The sequence below is a fragment of the Vreelandella janggokensis genome (assembly GCF_031451615.1).
Lineage (GTDB): Bacteria > Pseudomonadota > Gammaproteobacteria > Pseudomonadales > Halomonadaceae > Vreelandella > Vreelandella janggokensis.
In genome coordinates this window covers 326,880-342,351 of the sequence record NZ_JARWAJ010000004.1, presented here as the reverse complement: position 1 = coordinate 342,351, position 15,472 = coordinate 326,880, and the positions used below count along the sequence as shown (strand labels likewise).

The window sequence follows — 15,472 nt, the reverse complement described above, 5'->3', positions numbered from 1 at the left end:
CTGAATGAGGTGACAGAAAGGCCGTATTGATCGACCTTAAACGTCCGCAGGGAGCCAACCGATGACCAAATCTGAATTAATCGAACAAATTGCCATGCACCAGCCCGAGCTGTCTGCCAAAGAAGTCGAGACCGCCGTCCGGATTATTCTCGACGACATGACCGACGCACTGGCCAGTGGCGGGCGGGTGGAAATTCGTGGTTTTGGGAGTTTTTCACTTCACTACCGCGAGCCAAGAACCGGGCGTAACCCGAAAACCGGCGAACCCGTCGAGCTTGACGGGAAGCACGTTCCCCATTTCAAGCCGGGCAAGGAATTACGCGAACAGGTCGATGCGAGCCGTGCATTGGGGTATTGATATAGCAGGGCGTTATTGTCCTTGGCCAGGCATTAAAAAGCGGATTCATGCCTTCTTTGGGATGACGTCGGGCGGCGACTCGTACACAATGTCACTACCGTGAAAGCTACTGATTAGGAACTTCTCATGCGTTGGATAAAAGGGCTGATTCTGGCCATCATTTTGCTGGTAGTGCTACTGGTGGGTATCTTGTTTGCGGTCAATAACCAGCAAGCCATTGCGTTGAACCTGATTTGGCTGGAGCTACCCGCCGTCTCGTTATCCGTCTGGCTATTGGCAACGTTAACGTTCGGCGTACTTATTGGCATGTTGGCCATGATCGGCGTGTATGTACGTCTAAAAGCCAGACTGGCTCGTAGCGAACGCCAGAACAAACAACAAAGCAAGGAACTTGACCAGCTACGTACGCAGGAGTTTAAGGAACTGGCTTAGATGCTGGACTTCGCACTGCTGGGCGTTATATTCATCGCTATTGCGATTGGCTACGGGCTCGGCTTTCGCAAGGCATCCCGGCGGTCAAACGAACGCTCGGGATCTACTCACGGTAGTCTATCCCGGGATTACTTTGTCGGGCTCAACTATCTGCTCAACGAGCAGCCCGACGAAGCCATCAATACCTTTATCAACGCACTGGATGTCAATAGCGATACGGTTGAGACGCACATCACACTGGGGCGACTATTTCGTTCGCGGGGCGAAGCCGACAAAGCCGTAAGCATTCACCAAAATCTTCTGGCACGTCCGGCACTCTCCGATGCCACTAATGCGAAGGTTCAACTGGAACTCGCGCGTGACTTTGTAGCGCTGGGTGTCCATGACCGGGCACAGCGACTGCTTAGAACGCTACTCGACCAGGACCACGACAGCGAGCTGCGCTACCCTGCCAAGCGACTGTTGATCGATCTGCTAGAGCGCGAAAAAGACTGGCAAGGCGCCTTGGATACCGCCGCCCCGCTGGTTAAGCAGCATCCCAATATCCGCCGAGCAGCGGCCCACTGGCAATGCGAACTGGCCGAACTCGAGACCGCCAATGCCAGCCGCGCACTTGCCAAACGCCATTTGAAAAAAGCCCTGCAGCTTGACTCCCATTGCGTCCGCGCCAACCTGTTGCTTGCCGGACTTGAAATGGAAAATGGTCATTATCCGCAGGCAACCGGCTACTTGACGCGCATTCTTGACCAAGACAGCGCCCATCTTCCGACCATGCTGCCCGCATTAAAGCGCGCCTATCTGCGCAACAACGATGAAGGCGGGCTTGAAGCCCATCTACGCCAGCTGATTACCATCGTGCCCTACACCAGCTTAATCATCGAACTGGGTGAGCTTATCCATCACCGGGATGGGGTCGATGCCGCGATTGGCGTCACCGGCGAACTTCTCGGCCAGGCCCCCAGCTTGCGGGGACTCAACTACCTGGTTGATCTGTATATCGAGAGCCAGCGCCTTCAGGGTAGAGACGCACCGGACACACGGCTGGTGCTGCTTAAGCATCATACCGAAGCATTGCTGAAGGGTCGCCCCCGCCACCGTTGCCAACGCTGCGGCTTTACCAGCGATGCCTTGCAATGGCAGTGCCCCACTTGCCGTTACTGGGGCACTATCAAACCGATTATCGGGGTTGAAGGCGAATAACGGTTTCGTTCCCTATTCCAGCTCTTGCTGGATAGCCTTCAACGCCTCCATGGGACGCTCTGCCTGGGTAACCGGCCGCCCGACGACCAAGTGCGTGCTACCTGCCTGCATCGCGTCCCTGGGCGTCATGATCCGCTGCTGGTCATTAGCCGCAGCGAAGGCAGGTCGAATGCCTGGCGTCACTTTCAAGAACTCGTCACCACATAGCGATGCAAGTTGAGTCGATTCCTGAGCCGAACACACAACACCGTGCAAGCCACTCTGTTTGGCGAGCTGAGCCAGCCGCGTCACCTGGTCGCTAACCGATGACGGTATACCGACATCCACCAGATCACGGTCCTGCATGCTGGTCAGCACCGTCACAGCGATCAGGTGCGTGGTGAGGCGCTGTTGCGCCAGGCGCGTTGCGGCGGCTTCCATCATTGCCCGACCGCCGCTGGCGTGAAGGTTGACCATCCACACCCCCTGCTCTGCTGCCGCCTCTACGGCGCTGGCCACCGTGTTGGGAATGTCATGGAACTTGAGGTCCAGGAACACATCGAAGCCACGCCCGTGCAACGCTTCAAGGACGGCCGGGCCGCTGCGGGTAAATAGCTCTTTACCGACCTTCAGCCGACACCAGGACGGATCCAACTGATCCGCCATGCATAGCGCCGCGTCCAGTGATGGGTAATCAAGTGCGATAATCAGCGGTGATTCAGTGACAGCCATACCAAGCTCCCCAAGTGTTTCGGCGCATTATATCAGTCCCTTTCGCTCGCCATGTAAGCCTTTTGCCATGCGTGTATAGCAAAAATCTTACATAACGTATCGCTAATTTCCGACAGCATCGCTCCGGAATCCAGTTAAGGTGAAAGAGCGGGGACTTCCCCGCTCACAATAGGACTGATAACCGCCATTAGGACTGAAACCACTATTAAAGGGGCTTAGGATGAAGCTATCACTGAAAGGATTATTCGCCGCATTACTCTTCAGCATCGGCATTGGGGTTGCAAGCAACGGGGTGGCCCAGGACATTGCCCCGATCAACGTCAACAGCGCCGACCCCGAATTACTCGATGAGCTACCGGGTATCGGCCCCAGCCGAGCCGAAGCTATCATTGAAGAGCGTGAAGCAAACGGCGACTTCGAAAGTGCCGATGACCTTACCCGCGTCAGCGGTATTGGACCGGCAACGGTTGACCGTATGCGCGATCAGGTCAGCGTTGAAGACTAACATGACAACACTAAACGCCGCCCGATTACGCTAGTGAATCGGGCGGTTCGTCGTTTAGGGTGTCATCTCCCATAGCGCCATAAAGCGGTTAACCGGCATGGATGCAAGCGCTGCATGATCCTCGCATACCCGCATGATCTGCTCGCACCGATGTGCCGGGAACCGCGTGGCAAGGTGGCGATGAAATTTGTCAAGTAACAACGGCATACCCTCGTCCCGTCGCCGCCGATGACCCAGCGGGTACTCCACGGCGACCTTTTCAGTGGCTGTGCCATCATCGAAAAACACCTGCACGGCATTGGCAATCGAACGCTTTTCGGGGTCCAGATAAGCGCTTGAATAATCAGGGTCCTCTTCCACTTCCATCTTTTCGCGTAGCTGATCAATCAGCGGGTGTGTGGCATGGAAGTCATCTTCATAGTGATCCGCGGTTAATGTCCCCTGTATCAGCGGGACGGCCACCATGTACTGCAGGCAGTGATCGCGGTCAGCGGGGTTGGCGAGCTGGCCGGTTTTGGAAATAATCCGGATAGCCGCCTCATGGGTCGTGATCACAACGCGCTCGATAGACGATAAGCGATCTTTAACCTGCGGATGTAATGCCACCGCCGCTTCACAGGCCGTCTGGGCGTGGAACTCAGCGGGAAATGCCACCTTGAAGAGAATATTTTCCATCACGTAGCAACCCAACGTGCGCTGGAAGCGAAGTCGACGCTCGCCGTCAGGCTTAAGACGGAGGTCTTTATTACTATGACTGAAGGCGATGTCGTAAAACCCCCATTGAGGCGCGCTCAAGGCACTGGGAATACCCATTTCACCGCGCATGGCGATATCCGCGAGGCGCACGCCGCGTGAGGTGGCATCGCCTGCCGCCCAACTTTTGCGGGAACCTGCATTCGGGGCGTGCCGGTAGGTGCGCAAGCTCTGTCCGTCGACCCAGGCATGGGAAAGCGCCGACAGCATCTGCTCACGGTCGGCGCCCATCAGTTTCGCGACAACGGCGGTGGAGGCCACTTTAACCAGTACCACATGGTCCAGCCCCACGCGGTTGAAACTGTTTTCCAGCGCCAGCACCCCCTGGATCTCATGGGCCATGACCATGGCGTGCAGGACGTCCGCCATCACCAAAGGTGCAGCGCCTTCGGCCACTCGCTTCTGGGAAAGATGGTCGGCAACGGCAAGAATCGCGCCCAGGTTATCAGAGGGGTGTCCCCACTCAGCGGCGAGCCATGTATCGTTGTAATCGAGCCAGCGCACCATCGCACCGATGTCCCAGGCCGCCTTGACCGGATCCAGTCGCAGCGATGTGCCGGGTACGCGAGCGCCATGCGGCACTGTCGTCCCCTCGACCAACGGGCCAAGGTGTTTGGTACACGCAGGGAAACGCAACGCCAACAACCCACAGCCCAGCGTATCCATCAAACAGTAGCGCGCCGTCGTCAGCGCTTCCTCGGAGGGGGCACGAAAGTTGAGAACGTAGTCGGCCAGCGTTTGCAACTCAGGGTCATAGTCCGGACGATCATTCACATCGGCGGTGGTATGCATGTCTTATTCCCCTACTGGTTCAGCGTATCACTCGGAACGCGCACGGTTCCTTCCATCAATACGCGTGCGCTGCGGCTCATGACAGCTTTGTCTATTTGCCAGCGTCCGTCCACCAGGCTTGCCTGAGCCCCCACCCGCAAGCTGCCCGAGGGGTGGCCGAAGGTGACCGCATCACGTTCGACGCCTCCCGCCGCCGCGTTGACCAGGGTGCCTTTAATCGCGGCCGCCGAGGCGATCGCGACAGCGGCGGTGCCCATCATGGCATGGTGGAGTTTACCCATGGAGAGCGCACGCACCAGCAGGTCGACATCACAGGCGTCAATCATTTTGCCGCTCGACGCCGTATACCCCGCAGGTGGTGCAACAAACGCCACTTTAGGCGTGTGCTGCCGGTTGGCCGCTTCATCCACGTGTTTCATCAACCCCATACGGACGGCACCATGGGCTCGGATGGTTTCAAACATCGAAAGCGCTTGGCTATCGCCATTGATCGCCTCTTGAAGCTCAGTACCGGCATACCCGATGTCGGCGGCGTTAATAAACACCGTGGGAATACCAGCGTTGATCATGGTGGCTTTGAGCGTGCCTACCCCTGGCACCTCCAGATCATCGACAAGATTGCCGGTGGGGAAAATAGCCCCTTCGCCGTCGGCTGGATCCATAAAGGCCACCGGAATCTCGGCAGCGGGAAAGGTGACGCCATCGAGCTCAAAGTCGCCGGTTTCCTGTACCTCTCCGTTGGCCATCGGCACCCGCGACACGATCGTTTTCTGGATATTGACCTGCCAGATACGCACCTCGACCACGCCGTTTTTAGGAATGCGCCCGGGATCAACGAGACCGTGGGTAATCGCAAAAGGGCCGACCGCCGCCGAAAGATTGCCGCAGTTCCCGCTCCAATCGACAAACGGTTTGTCGATTGCGACCTGACCAAACAGATAATCCACATCGTGCTCGGGCGATTCACTTTTCGACAGAATTACCGTTTTACTGGTGCTGGACGTCGCGGCGCCCATGCCGTCGATTTGTTTCTCGTAGGGATCTGGGCTACCTATTACCCGTAACAGCAGCTTGTCGCGCGCCTCGCCAGGCTGCCGGGCGGCGTCGGGCAAGTCGTCGAGTTTAAAAAACACACCCTTGCTGGTCCCGCCACGCATATAGGTGGCGGGAATTTTGAGTTGAGGGCCGTAGGGCATTACGTCATCTCCAGCTAGGCGGCAGTGGATTCGAGAAAGTCCTGAGCAAAGCGTTGCAGCACGCCACCAGCGGTGTAAATCGACACTTCCTCGGCGGTATCCAGGCGGCAAATCACCGGTACGCGTTCGGAGCTGCCACTCTGGCGATGAATCAACAACGTGAGCGTGGCGCCCGGCTGCGGGGTGCCCTCCACATCGTAAATTTCGGTGCCGTCCAACTCCAGCGTGTGGCGCGTTTTGCCTTCTTCAAACTGCAGCGGCATAACGCCCATGCCGATCAGATTGGTGCGGTGGATGCGCTCGAACCCCTCGGCCACAATCGCCTCGACGCCAGCCAGCGCAACGCCCTTGGCAGCCCAGTCACGGGAAGACCCCTGGCCGTAATCGGCGCCCGCAATAATGATCAGCGGCTGCTTGCGGGCCATGTAGGTCTCAATGGCTTCCCACATCCGGGTAACCTTACCCTCCGGCTCAATACGGGCAAGCGACCCTTGCACCCCATTACCCTGCTCGTCACGTACCATTTCATTGAACAGCTTGGGGTTTGCCAAGGTGGCGCGCTGAGCAGTCAAATGATCACCCCGGTGGGTCGCGTAGGAGTTAAAGTCCTCCTCCGGCAGGCCCATCTTGTCCAGGTACTCACCCGCTGCGCTGTTCAACTGAATCGCATTAGAGGGCGACAGGTGATCGGTAGTGATATTGTCCGGCAGAATTGCCAGAGGTCGCATCCCTTTCAATCCGCGCTCTTTGGCCATATTGCCTTCCCAGTATGGCGGACGACGGATATAGGTGCTCTGAGGGCGCCATTCATACAGCGGGCTGACCTGAGTGCGGGCACTTTTATCCAGGTCGAACATGGGGATGTACGTATCGCGGAACTGCTCAGGCTTTACCGCCGACTTCACGATGGCGTCGATCTCGCTGTCGTCGGGCCAGATATCCTTGAGCGTGACCGGGTTGCCTTCAGCATCGTGACCCAGAATATCCTTTTCGATATCAAAGCGAATCGTGCCCGCGATAGCGTAAGCCACCACCAGCGGCGGCGAGGCCAGAAATGCCTGTTGGGCATGGGGATGTATCCGTCCGTCGAAATTACGGTTACCGGACAATACCGCCGTCGCGTATAAATCCCGGTCGATAATTTCCTGCTGAATCTTCGGATCCAGCGCGCCGGACATGCCGTTACAGGTGGTACACGCATACGCCACCACGCCAAACCCAAGGTCTTCCAGCTCGCCCATCAGGTCGGCTTCTTCGAGGTACATCTTGACGGTTTTGGACCCCGGAGCGAGCGATGACTTGACCCAGGGCTTGCGGGTAAGACCCAGCTTATTGGCATTTCGGGCAATCAGGCCCGCCGCCACCATATTGCGCGGGTTCGACGTATTGGTGCAGCTGGTAATCGCGGCGATGATCACTGCGCCATCCGGCATTCTGCCCGCCTGTTCTTCGGCGCGGGCTTTATCCAGATCAACCGCAATACCGCGCTTGGCAAGCTCTGAGGTCGGCAAATGCGCATGGGGGTTGGAAGGCCCCGCCAGCGTGCGCGTCACGCTGGATAAGTCAAAACGCAGCACCCGCTCGTATTCGGCGCTTTTCAAGCTGTCGGCCCAGAGACCGGTATGCCTGGCGTAAGCCTCGACCAGCGCCACCTGCTCGTCCTCGCGCCCGGTAAGCTTGAGGTAGTCGATGGTCTGGCTGTCGATGTAAAACATGGCAGCCGTCGCACCGTATTCCGGCGTCATGTTGGAGATCGTTGCACGATCGCCGACGGTCAGCGCATCAGCGCCCTCACCATAGAATTCCAGGTAGGCGCCGACCACGCGCTCGCTGCGCAGAAACTCTGTAATCGCCAGCACCATGTCGGTGCCGGTCACGCCCGGCTGTAGTTTACCGGTGAGTTCGACACCGACGATATCCGGTAGGCGCATCATTGAGGCGCGGCCGAGCATCACGCTCTCTGCTTCTAGGCCGCCGACACCCACCGAAATCACGCCCAGCGCATCGGTCATCGGTGTATGACTATCAGTACCCACGCAGGTATCAGGGTAAGCCACACCTTGCTGGACCTGGACCACTGGCGACATCTTCTCCAGGTTGATCTGGTGCATGATGCCGTTGCCAGGCGGGATCACATCGACGTTCTCGAAGGCCACTTTCGTCCAGTTGATAAAATGGAAACGGTCGTCGTTGCGGCGGTCCTCTACCTGGCGGTTTTTTTCAAAGGCGTCTTTTTCAAAACCGGCGTGCTCGACAGCCAGCGAATGGTCGACGATCAGCTGCGTCGGCACCACCGGGTTGACCTTCGCCGGGTCGCCGCCTTTATCGGCAATGGCATCGCGCAGGCCCGCCAGGTCGACCAGCGCGGTCTGGCCGAGAATGTCGTGACACACGACCCGCGCCGGATACCAGGGAAAGTCCAGGTCGCGCTTGCGCTCGATCAGCTGTTTGAGGGCAGCCGTCAGCTGCTCTGGATCACAGCGGCGCACCAGCTGCTCGGCCAGTACTCGTGAGGTAAACGGCAGCGTTGCGTAGGCGCCAGGCTGGATATCCTCCACGGCCTGGTAGGTATCAAAGTAATCAATGGCAGTCCCGTCGACCGTGACACCCGGCAGCGGTTTGCGATAATTGGTGTTCATCGTCACTCTCACTTAATCACGGGCTTCAATGGGTACCCATTCGCTCTTCTCAGGGCCGGTATAGTCAGCGCTGGGGCGAATAATGCGGTTGTTTTCACGCTGCTCAAACACGTGGGCGGCCCAGCCGGTAAGCCGTGACATCACGAAAATCGGCGTGAACAGCTTGGTGGGAATATCCATGAAGTGGTAAGCGCTGGCATGGAAGAAGTCCGCGTTGCAGAATAGTTTCTTCTCCCGCCACATGACCGCTTCGCAACGCTCAGAAACGGGGTAGAGCACGCTATCGCCCACATCGTCGGCGAGCTTTTTCGACCAGTGCTTGATGATGGCATTACGCGGATCTGACTCGCGGTAAATGGCGTGCCCAAAGCCCATGATTTTTTCTTTGCGCTTCAGCATGCCGAGCATTTCCCGCTCAGCTTCTTCAGGCGAGGTCCAGTTTTCGATCATCGCCATCGCCGCTTCGTTGGCGCCACCGTGTAGCGGCCCACGCAGCGTCCCAATCGCCCCGGTCACACAAGAGTGCATGTCGGAGAGCGTTGAGGCGCAAACCCGGGCGGTGAATGTGGAGGCATTGAATTCGTGCTCTGCGTAAAGGATGAGAGATACGTTCATTACCCGGGCATGCAGCTCGGAGGCCGGTTCACCGCGTAGCATATGCAGGAAGTGACCACCTACCGAGGCATCGTCGGTTTCGGTATTGATACGTACGCCGTCATGGCTGAAGCGATACCAGTAGCAAATGATCGAGGGCAGCACGGCCAGCAGACGGTCGGCCACGTCTTCCTGCTCTTCAAAGCTTTCCTCGGTCTCCAGATTACCCAGCATGGATGCCCCGGTACGCATCACATCCATGGGATGAGCGTCTTTGGGGATTTCTTCCAGCACGTTTTTCAAGGCGCTGGGTAAGCCACGCTGGCTTTTGAGTTTGTCAATGTAATCGTCCAGCTCAGCTTGATTGGGCAGTTTGCCCTTTAGCAGCAGATAAGCGACTTCTTCAAACTTGGCCTTTTCAGCCAGTTCTTTAATGTCGAAGCCACGGTAGGTTAATCCAGAGCCTGTTTTACCGACGGTACACAGCGCGGTGGAACCGGCGCTCTGGCCACGCAGTCCGGCACTGTTTTGCGGTTTATCAGCCATGTAGGTCTCCTGCTAGCGTATTTTATTGGTTATAACGTTGTAAGGGTTAACGGCGATTAGGTATCTTTCTGCTCGGCGAACAGCGCATCGAGCTTTTGTTCGAAGTCGTGGTAGTTCAAAAAGTCGTATAGCTCATCGCGGGTTTGCATGGTGTCCAGCACGTCTTTCTGATGGCCGTTGTCCAGAATGCTCTGATAGACATGCAGCGCGGCGGCGTTCATGGCGCGGAAAGCCGAAAGCGGATACAGCACCATTCGGCAGCCCACCTCCCCCAACTCCTGCTGAGTGAAAAGCGGCGTCGCGCCAAACTCAGTGATATTGGCAAGGATCGGCGCATTGACCCGTTCGCAAAACGCCCGGTAATCGTCCAGCGTATGCACCGCTTCAGCGAAGATGGCGTCAGCACCTGCCTCGATACAGGCATTGGCACGCTCGATCGCGGCATCCAGCCCCTCTTTCTGAAAGGCGTCAGTGCGGGCGATGAGGTAAAAGTCAGGGTCGAGCCTGGCATCCGCCGCGGCCTTGATGCGATCGACCATTTCCTGCTGGGAGACGATCGCCTTGTTGGGGCGATGCCCACAGCGCTTCTGGGCGACCTGATCTTCCAGGTGTACCGCCGCCACGCCCGCACGCTGCATTTCCTTGACGGTGCGCGCAATATTAAACGCCCCGCCCCAGCCGGTATCGATATCCACCAGCAGCGGCACATCCGTCGCACCACAAATACGGTGAGCGTCTTCCACCACGTCGTTCATGGTGGTCATACCCAGATCGGGCAACCCAAAAGAGGCATTGGCCACGCCACCGCCGGACAGATAAATCGCCTGGTGCCCTACCCGTTCGGCCATCATTGCCGTGTAGGCATTGATCGTGCCAAGAATGGGCAGCGGCCGATTCGCCTCTAGCGCTGCGCGAAAACGTGCACCGGGGGTAAGCCCTGACTGGGGAGATTGAGACATGGACGTGGACTCCTTTGTATTGCGACACAGGTAGATGGCGTTTTATTCCGAGGGTGTCGATGATTGTTGTTCAAGAATAGTGGCGTAACGGTCGGCAACATTGGCGCGGGAGGCGCTGACGTGACGGCGCATCAACAACTCGGCGAGTTCGGCATCACCGGCTTCAATGGCATCGACAATGCGATGGTGCTCCACAAAGGCCCGCTGGGGACGCGCGCCGCTGGCGCTGAACTGGGTACGATAAAGACGGACAAGGTAATAAAGGTCGTCGCAGAGAAGGTTCATCAACATCTTGTTGTGGCTGCCCTGAACGATCCGATAGTGAAAATCGAGATCGCCTTCACGCTGATAGTAGGCCTCACCGCGCTTCAGATCACTCTGCCCTTCGTGGAGCGCCAGTACATCCCGCAGCCCCCGGATCTCGTCTGCAGACATGTGCTCGGCGGCCAGCCGAGCGGCCATGCTTTCCAGGGCCTCGCGTACGTCAAACAACTCAATCAGCTCCTTCATTGAGAGTTTGACGACCCGCGCCCCGACATGGGGAACCCGCTCGATCAAACGGTGTGCTTCCAGACGTCGCATCGCTTCACGCAGCGGCCCCCGCGAAATACCGTAGGTTTTCGACAGCCCCGGCTCGGTGATCTTGCTGCCTGGGGCGAGCTCACCGCGAACGATAGCGTCCTGGAGTTGTTGGAAAACCCGCTCGGCCAGCGTGCGCACTTCCGGAGAGGCTGCTTCATGATCCGATGAATCTTTGTGTGTCGTCACAGCTGATAAGGTCATGGGTAAATTGTCGACAATTAAATGATGGAACAACTTTAGTCCTCTGCAAAACCGCCGTCAACCTTGCTTACCGTACGATCAGGTAGGCCTTTTGTCGTAGGACCCAGGGCAATAACGTCTTGCGGTGTCAACAATCTAGCGAGAAGCAGGAAAGCGTCGGAGGCAATATCTTTCACCATGTGATTAACGTGAGAAAGCCGTCGAGAAGACCGACTGGTGTCCTTGTTTAACGCCCTCTAAAATATGCTGCCCCACTTGGCTAGGCGTTTGCTTCATGATATCAGCGTTAACACTGACGGCACTGCCCTACCTACCCGACCCCTTGACGACGTTCGCGGCACTTCGCTCACGTTCAGGCGCTGTGTTGCTCGATAGCGGGCGCCCGTTGGCCAATGGCCGGTTTGACATCATGAGCAGTGACCCACTGGCGACGCTTGAGATTGATACCAACGGGCAGTCAAAGATCGTATCCGATCAACTCAATCCGCCACTCGACTGGCCGGATGCCTTTGCCCCCCAGCAGTGGCTGCTTGACCAGTTGCCTGTGCCATCACAAGACATGGGCGAGCTCCCCTTTGCAGGCGGCTTGATCGGTTACTGGGGTTATGACCTGGGCCGTGAGCAGCAGTCGATTGCCAGCCAGCAGCCGTGTGTCACCGACCTGCCCCAGGCCCGAATTGGGCTCTATGACTGGTGCGTCACGTTTGACCACCACACCCAGCAAGCATGGCTGGTCGCCACCGACGAGCGCCGCGAACAGGTCATGCACTGGCTTGGCCGCTCGTTGCCAGCGACGGCGCCGTTTTGCCTGACCGCTTCTTTTCAGGCGGAGCTCAGCCGCGCTGACTACCATCAGCGCTTTCATGCCGTGCAAGATTACATTCGCGCCGGAGACTGCTACCAGATCAACCTTGCCCAACGTTTTTCGGCGTCTTATCAGGGTGATGAGTGGCAAGCCTATTTGCGACTTCGCCGGGCCACCCCCACGCCTTTTTCAGGGTTTATGGCGTGGCAGGACAAAGCAGTGCTTTCACTCTCCCCCGAACGGTTTATTCGTAGCCATGAAGGCCAGGTGGAAACCCGCCCTATCAAGGGAACGCGCCCCCGCGGCATGACCCCTGAAGAAGATCAAGCACTCGCCGAGCAGTTACTTAACAGCCGTAAAGACCGCGCTGAAAACGTCATGATCGTGGATCTTTTGCGTAATGACCTCGGCCGTATCTGCCTTCCCGGTACGATCAGGGTGCCTCAGCTCTGTCATCTGGAAAGCTATCCCAACGTTCATCACCTGGTCAGCGTGATCCAGGGACAGCTCCCCGACCCGCGTGCCGCCCTCGCCCTACTCGCCGCCGCGTTTCCCGGCGGCTCGATTACCGGCGCACCCAAAATTCGTGCCATGCAGATCATCGATGAGCTGGAGCCCTGCCAGCGAAGTATTTACTGCGGCAGCCTCGGGTATGTCGACGTACGGGGAAGCATGGACACCTCGATTGCCATCCGCACGGTGGTGGCAGACGCCGGTAGGCTTCACGTTTGGGGAGGCGGCGGGCTGGTAGCCGACTCCAACGTCGACGAGGAATACACTGAGACACTGGACAAAATTCGTCACTTGATCAAAGCGCTGGAATAAGCAAGCACGGTCTTTAAATCAAAAAGGAATATAAAAGCCAAACCAAACGGTATTGGGGCGACCTGCCTGCTCTTTGGTAGCCTATCGGCATGATCTTTCCGACGATAAGGAGGAAGCATGTCCTCAGAACTTGAAGCGATCAACAATGAATTTGCCAACAACCCTCAAGGGTTAGTTGAGTGGGCACTGGCTCAGGGCACACGGCCCATCTGCACGACCAACTTCCGCCCGTTCGAAGCGGTCATTCTGCACATGGTGACCCAGGTACGCCCGGATATTCCCATCGTATGGATGGATAGCGGCTACAACACCGAGGCGACTTACCAATTTGCTGATGACGTCATCAAGCAGCTTAACCTCAACATCGTCAGCTTCCTGCCCAGGCGGACCCGCGCGCATCGCGAGGCACTGGAAGGCCCCATGCCAGGCATTGATGACCCGCGCCACGATGCCTTTACCCAGGAAGTCAAAATCGAACCCTTTGAACGTGCCCTGAGGGAAATGCATCCGGACGTGTGGCTCACCGCCCTGCGGGCAGAAGACACGCCGGAACGTGCCAGGATGCAACCGGTCAGCCGCAATGCTGACGGCCTGTTGAAAGTCGCGCCGTTACTCCAGTGGACAGCCAAAGATATGTACCAGTATCTGCAAGCCCACAATCTGCCCAACAACTTCGATTACTTTGACCCCACCAAGGTCGAGGAAAAGCGCGAATGCGGACTGCATTTACAGCACTAACCCACACGGCGGGTTAGTACTCCGGCAGGTCCAGGTCGTCAAATAACGACTGCTCATGACGCGGGCCCGCGGTCAGCGCCTCTTCCACCCGATCACGGGTAAGATGAGGCGCAAAACGGGTTAGAAAATCGTACATATAACCGCGCATGAAGGTGCCACGACGAATACCAATCTTGGTCGTGGAGCTTGCAAAAAGATGCCGTGCGTCCAGCGCCACCAGGTCATCATCCAGGGCCGGGTCGACGGCCATATGGGCCACAATGCCCACGCCCATGCCAAGCCGCACGTAGGTTTTGATCACATCGGCATCTGCCGCCGTGAGTACCACGTTAGGTGTCAGCCCTTTGGCTTTGAATGCATCATCCAACTGGGAACGCCCGGTAAAGCCAAACACATAGGTGACCAGCGGATGCTCCGCCAGCGCTTCCAGTGTCAGCGGCGCATCCAGATGGGCCAGCGGATGGTCTTTGGGTACCAGAACACAGCGGTTCCAGCGATAGCAAGGCAGCAGAATAAGATCGGTAAACAGTTCCAGCGACTCGGTGGCAATGGCGAAATCCGCCTGGCCCTCACTGACCATCTGGGCGATTTGCTTGGGTGTGCCCTGCTGCATATGCAGGGCCACATCGGGGTATTTCTGGGTGAAAGCGCTGATAATGGGCGGCAGCGCATAGCGCGCCTGGGTATGAGTGGTGGCAATCGCCAGACTACCGCGCCGTTCGTCGCTGTGCTCCTGGGCCACATGCTTGATGTTCTCGGTCAACCGCAGCACTTGCCCGGCCAGATCAATGATCGACTGACCTGCTGGCGTCACACGGGTCAGGTGCTTGCCACTACGAGCAAAAATCTCGACACCCAGTTCGTCTTCCAACAAGCGAATCTGTTTGGAAATTCCAGGCTGCGAGGTGTAAAGACTTTGCGCGGTGGCCGAAACATTCAAATTGTGCCGATTCACTTCCCAAATGTAGCGAAGCTGCTGCAGTTTCATAGTGTCACCTAACCGGTCAATGCACGGATGATTGCGTTGAAACGACAAGCGCTGCCTTTGCACTTGGCTCACACAACCATTATTAGAATAAAAAAAATCGCTATAATGCCTTTATAGTATAAAAAAACGGCCCTAGCAGCACCTATTACTTTTTACTATTTTATCGATTTCGTGCCGTTCGCATTTGCCACACCCCGTTTCGCCCGCTAACATTTGCCGACTTGGCGCGATGCAATGCGCTATGTAATCGCGTGATGACCGTTGCTCCATTTGAGGCAACGAAACAGCAAGAGCAACGCAAACGGGAGAAGCAAATGGCTACTAATGTTGATGTTACTAACGCCAATTTTGAGCAGGAAGTCCTCAACGCCGAACAGCCAGTCCTACTGAAGTTTTGGGCCCCCTGGTGTGGCCCCTGCAAAGTCATGGCGCCGGTGGTCGATGAAGTCGCCGACGAACAAGGCGAAAACCTCAAGGTGGTCAGCGTGAACGTTGATGACGCCCCCGAGATCGCGGCAGAGCAAGGCGTCCGCGGCGTTCCTACCGTCATGCTGTTTAAAGCCGGCACCAAGGTGGCATCGCTGGTGGGTGCTCAATCGAAATCGCAGCTAACCCAGTTTATTGACCAGAACGCTTGACGTAAAAAAC

General features: G+C 57.2%; 15 protein-coding genes. 7 read left to right on the top strand and 8 right to left on the bottom strand.

All coding sequences use genetic code 11. From position 1 onward, the window contains the following. Nucleotides 1-61: 61 nt before the first annotated feature. The 3 genes from QC816_RS13435 (at nucleotide 62) to lapB (ending at nucleotide 1,990) form a co-directional block, all read left to right on the top strand. Nucleotides 62-358, top strand: a complete 297-nt coding sequence (locus QC816_RS13435) for an integration host factor subunit beta (protein WP_085917475.1) — start codon at nucleotides 62-64, stop codon at nucleotides 356-358. A gap of 126 nt (nucleotides 359-484) precedes the next feature. Continuing rightward, entirely contained in the window at nucleotides 485-790 is a 306-nt protein-coding gene (locus tag QC816_RS13430) for a lipopolysaccharide assembly protein LapA domain-containing protein (RefSeq protein WP_085917474.1), read from the top strand. Further along, nucleotides 791-1,990 carry a lipopolysaccharide assembly protein LapB gene (lapB, locus tag QC816_RS13425; protein WP_309782796.1) on the top strand — a complete coding sequence of 400 codons (1,200 nt, stop codon included), beginning with the start codon at nucleotides 791-793 and terminating at the stop codon, nucleotides 1,988-1,990. Between the two features lie 12 nt (nucleotides 1,991-2,002). Here the strand turns inward: lapB and pyrF are convergent, their stop codons facing one another. Then, entirely contained in the window at nucleotides 2,003-2,701 is a 699-nt protein-coding gene (pyrF, locus tag QC816_RS13420; RefSeq protein WP_199285082.1) for an orotidine-5'-phosphate decarboxylase, read from the bottom strand. 220 nt (nucleotides 2,702-2,921) lie between these two features. On the opposite strand from pyrF, the gene QC816_RS13415 reads away from it, so the two are divergent. Continuing rightward, on the top strand, nucleotides 2,922-3,206 hold the full coding sequence (locus QC816_RS13415; RefSeq protein ID WP_085917471.1) for a ComEA family DNA-binding protein: 285 nt from the start codon (nucleotides 2,922-2,924) through the stop codon (nucleotides 3,204-3,206). A 54-nt stretch (nucleotides 3,207-3,260) separates the two neighbouring features. On the opposite strand, the gene QC816_RS13410 is transcribed toward QC816_RS13415, so the two are convergent. The 6 genes from QC816_RS13410 to QC816_RS13385 are packed head-to-tail and all read right to left on the bottom strand — an operon-like array spanning nucleotide 3,261 to nucleotide 11,468. After that, nucleotides 3,261-4,751 carry a bifunctional 2-methylcitrate dehydratase/aconitate hydratase gene (locus tag QC816_RS13410; RefSeq protein ID WP_264826305.1) on the bottom strand — a complete coding sequence of 497 codons (1,491 nt, stop codon included), beginning with the start codon at nucleotides 4,749-4,751 and terminating at the stop codon, nucleotides 3,261-3,263. An 11-nt stretch (nucleotides 4,752-4,762) separates the two neighbouring features. Next, nucleotides 4,763-5,947 carry a 2-methylaconitate cis-trans isomerase PrpF gene (gene prpF / locus QC816_RS13405; protein ID WP_309782793.1) on the bottom strand — a complete coding sequence of 395 codons (1,185 nt, stop codon included), beginning with the start codon at nucleotides 5,945-5,947 and terminating at the stop codon, nucleotides 4,763-4,765. Between the two features lie 14 nt (nucleotides 5,948-5,961). Further along, nucleotides 5,962-8,586, bottom strand: coding sequence for a Fe/S-dependent 2-methylisocitrate dehydratase AcnD (gene acnD, locus QC816_RS13400; protein ID WP_309782791.1), 2,625 nt, complete (start codon nucleotides 8,584-8,586; stop codon nucleotides 5,962-5,964). Nucleotides 8,587-8,598: 12 nt separating this feature from the next. Next, entirely contained in the window at nucleotides 8,599-9,726 is a 1,128-nt protein-coding gene (gene prpC / locus QC816_RS13395; RefSeq protein WP_199285079.1) for a bifunctional 2-methylcitrate synthase/citrate synthase, read from the bottom strand. A gap of 56 nt (nucleotides 9,727-9,782) precedes the next feature. Next, nucleotides 9,783-10,685 carry a methylisocitrate lyase gene (gene prpB, locus QC816_RS13390; protein ID WP_199285078.1) on the bottom strand — a complete coding sequence of 301 codons (903 nt, stop codon included), beginning with the start codon at nucleotides 10,683-10,685 and terminating at the stop codon, nucleotides 9,783-9,785. Nucleotides 10,686-10,727: 42 nt separating this feature from the next. Then, nucleotides 10,728-11,468 (bottom strand): GntR family transcriptional regulator, encoded by a 741-nt coding sequence (locus tag QC816_RS13385; protein ID WP_309782785.1) that lies wholly within the window; start codon nucleotides 11,466-11,468, stop codon nucleotides 10,728-10,730. Nucleotides 11,469-11,742: 274 nt separating this feature from the next. On the opposite strand from QC816_RS13385, the gene pabB reads away from it, so the two are divergent. Together pabB and QC816_RS13375 are read left to right on the top strand one after the other, a co-directional pair. Continuing rightward, nucleotides 11,743-13,098 (top strand): aminodeoxychorismate synthase component I, encoded by a 1,356-nt coding sequence (gene pabB, locus QC816_RS13380; protein ID WP_309782783.1) that lies wholly within the window; start codon nucleotides 11,743-11,745, stop codon nucleotides 13,096-13,098. A gap of 117 nt (nucleotides 13,099-13,215) precedes the next feature. Then, entirely contained in the window at nucleotides 13,216-13,836 is a 621-nt protein-coding gene (locus QC816_RS13375) for a phosphoadenosine phosphosulfate reductase domain-containing protein (protein WP_264826312.1), read from the top strand. A 13-nt stretch (nucleotides 13,837-13,849) separates the two neighbouring features. Here QC816_RS13375 and cysB read toward each other — a convergent pair whose 3' ends face one another. Further along, the gene (cysB, locus tag QC816_RS13370; protein WP_085917463.1) at nucleotides 13,850-14,824 is read right to left on the bottom strand and encodes an HTH-type transcriptional regulator CysB; all 975 of its coding nucleotides are present in this window, start codon (nucleotides 14,822-14,824) and stop codon (nucleotides 13,850-13,852) included. A 254-nt stretch (nucleotides 14,825-15,078) separates the two neighbouring features. Here cysB and trxA point away from each other — a divergent pair, with 254 nt between their 5' ends. After that, nucleotides 15,079-15,462: a thioredoxin gene (gene trxA / locus QC816_RS13365; protein WP_139839338.1), complete on the top strand. Its 384-nt coding sequence runs from the start codon at nucleotides 15,079-15,081 to the stop codon at nucleotides 15,460-15,462. Nucleotides 15,463-15,472 lie beyond the last annotated feature (10 nt).

What these genes read in the sequence shown, in the direction of transcription:
- pyrF (WP_199285082.1), bottom strand. Translation starts at nt 2,701, where the DNA reads ATGGCTGTCACTGAATCACCGCTGATTATCGCACTTGATTACCCATCA.
- prpB (WP_199285078.1), bottom strand. Translation starts at nt 10,685, where the DNA reads ATGTCTCAATCTCCCCAGTCAGGGCTTACCCCCGGTGCACGTTTTCGC.
- cysB (WP_085917463.1), bottom strand. Translation starts at nt 14,824, where the DNA reads ATGAAACTGCAGCAGCTTCGCTACATTTGGGAAGTGAATCGGCACAAT.
- pabB (WP_309782783.1), top strand. Translation starts at nt 11,743, where the DNA reads ATGATATCAGCGTTAACACTGACGGCACTGCCCTACCTACCCGACCCC.
- lapB (WP_309782796.1), top strand. Translation starts at nt 791, where the DNA reads ATGCTGGACTTCGCACTGCTGGGCGTTATATTCATCGCTATTGCGATT.
- QC816_RS13430 (WP_085917474.1), top strand. Translation starts at nt 485, where the DNA reads ATGCGTTGGATAAAAGGGCTGATTCTGGCCATCATTTTGCTGGTAGTG.
- QC816_RS13385 (WP_309782785.1), bottom strand. Translation starts at nt 11,468, where the DNA reads ATGACCTTATCAGCTGTGACGACACACAAAGATTCATCGGATCATGAA.
- QC816_RS13375 (WP_264826312.1), top strand. Translation starts at nt 13,216, where the DNA reads ATGTCCTCAGAACTTGAAGCGATCAACAATGAATTTGCCAACAACCCT.
- prpF (WP_309782793.1), bottom strand. Translation starts at nt 5,947, where the DNA reads ATGCCCTACGGCCCTCAACTCAAAATTCCCGCCACCTATATGCGTGGC.
- QC816_RS13435 (WP_085917475.1), top strand. Translation starts at nt 62, where the DNA reads ATGACCAAATCTGAATTAATCGAACAAATTGCCATGCACCAGCCCGAG.
- QC816_RS13415 (WP_085917471.1), top strand. Translation starts at nt 2,922, where the DNA reads ATGAAGCTATCACTGAAAGGATTATTCGCCGCATTACTCTTCAGCATC.
- prpC (WP_199285079.1), bottom strand. Translation starts at nt 9,726, where the DNA reads ATGGCTGATAAACCGCAAAACAGTGCCGGACTGCGTGGCCAGAGCGCC.
- QC816_RS13410 (WP_264826305.1), bottom strand. Translation starts at nt 4,751, where the DNA reads ATGCATACCACCGCCGATGTGAATGATCGTCCGGACTATGACCCTGAG.
- trxA (WP_139839338.1), top strand. Translation starts at nt 15,079, where the DNA reads ATGACCGTTGCTCCATTTGAGGCAACGAAACAGCAAGAGCAACGCAAA.
- acnD (WP_309782791.1), bottom strand. Translation starts at nt 8,586, where the DNA reads ATGAACACCAATTATCGCAAACCGCTGCCGGGTGTCACGGTCGACGGG.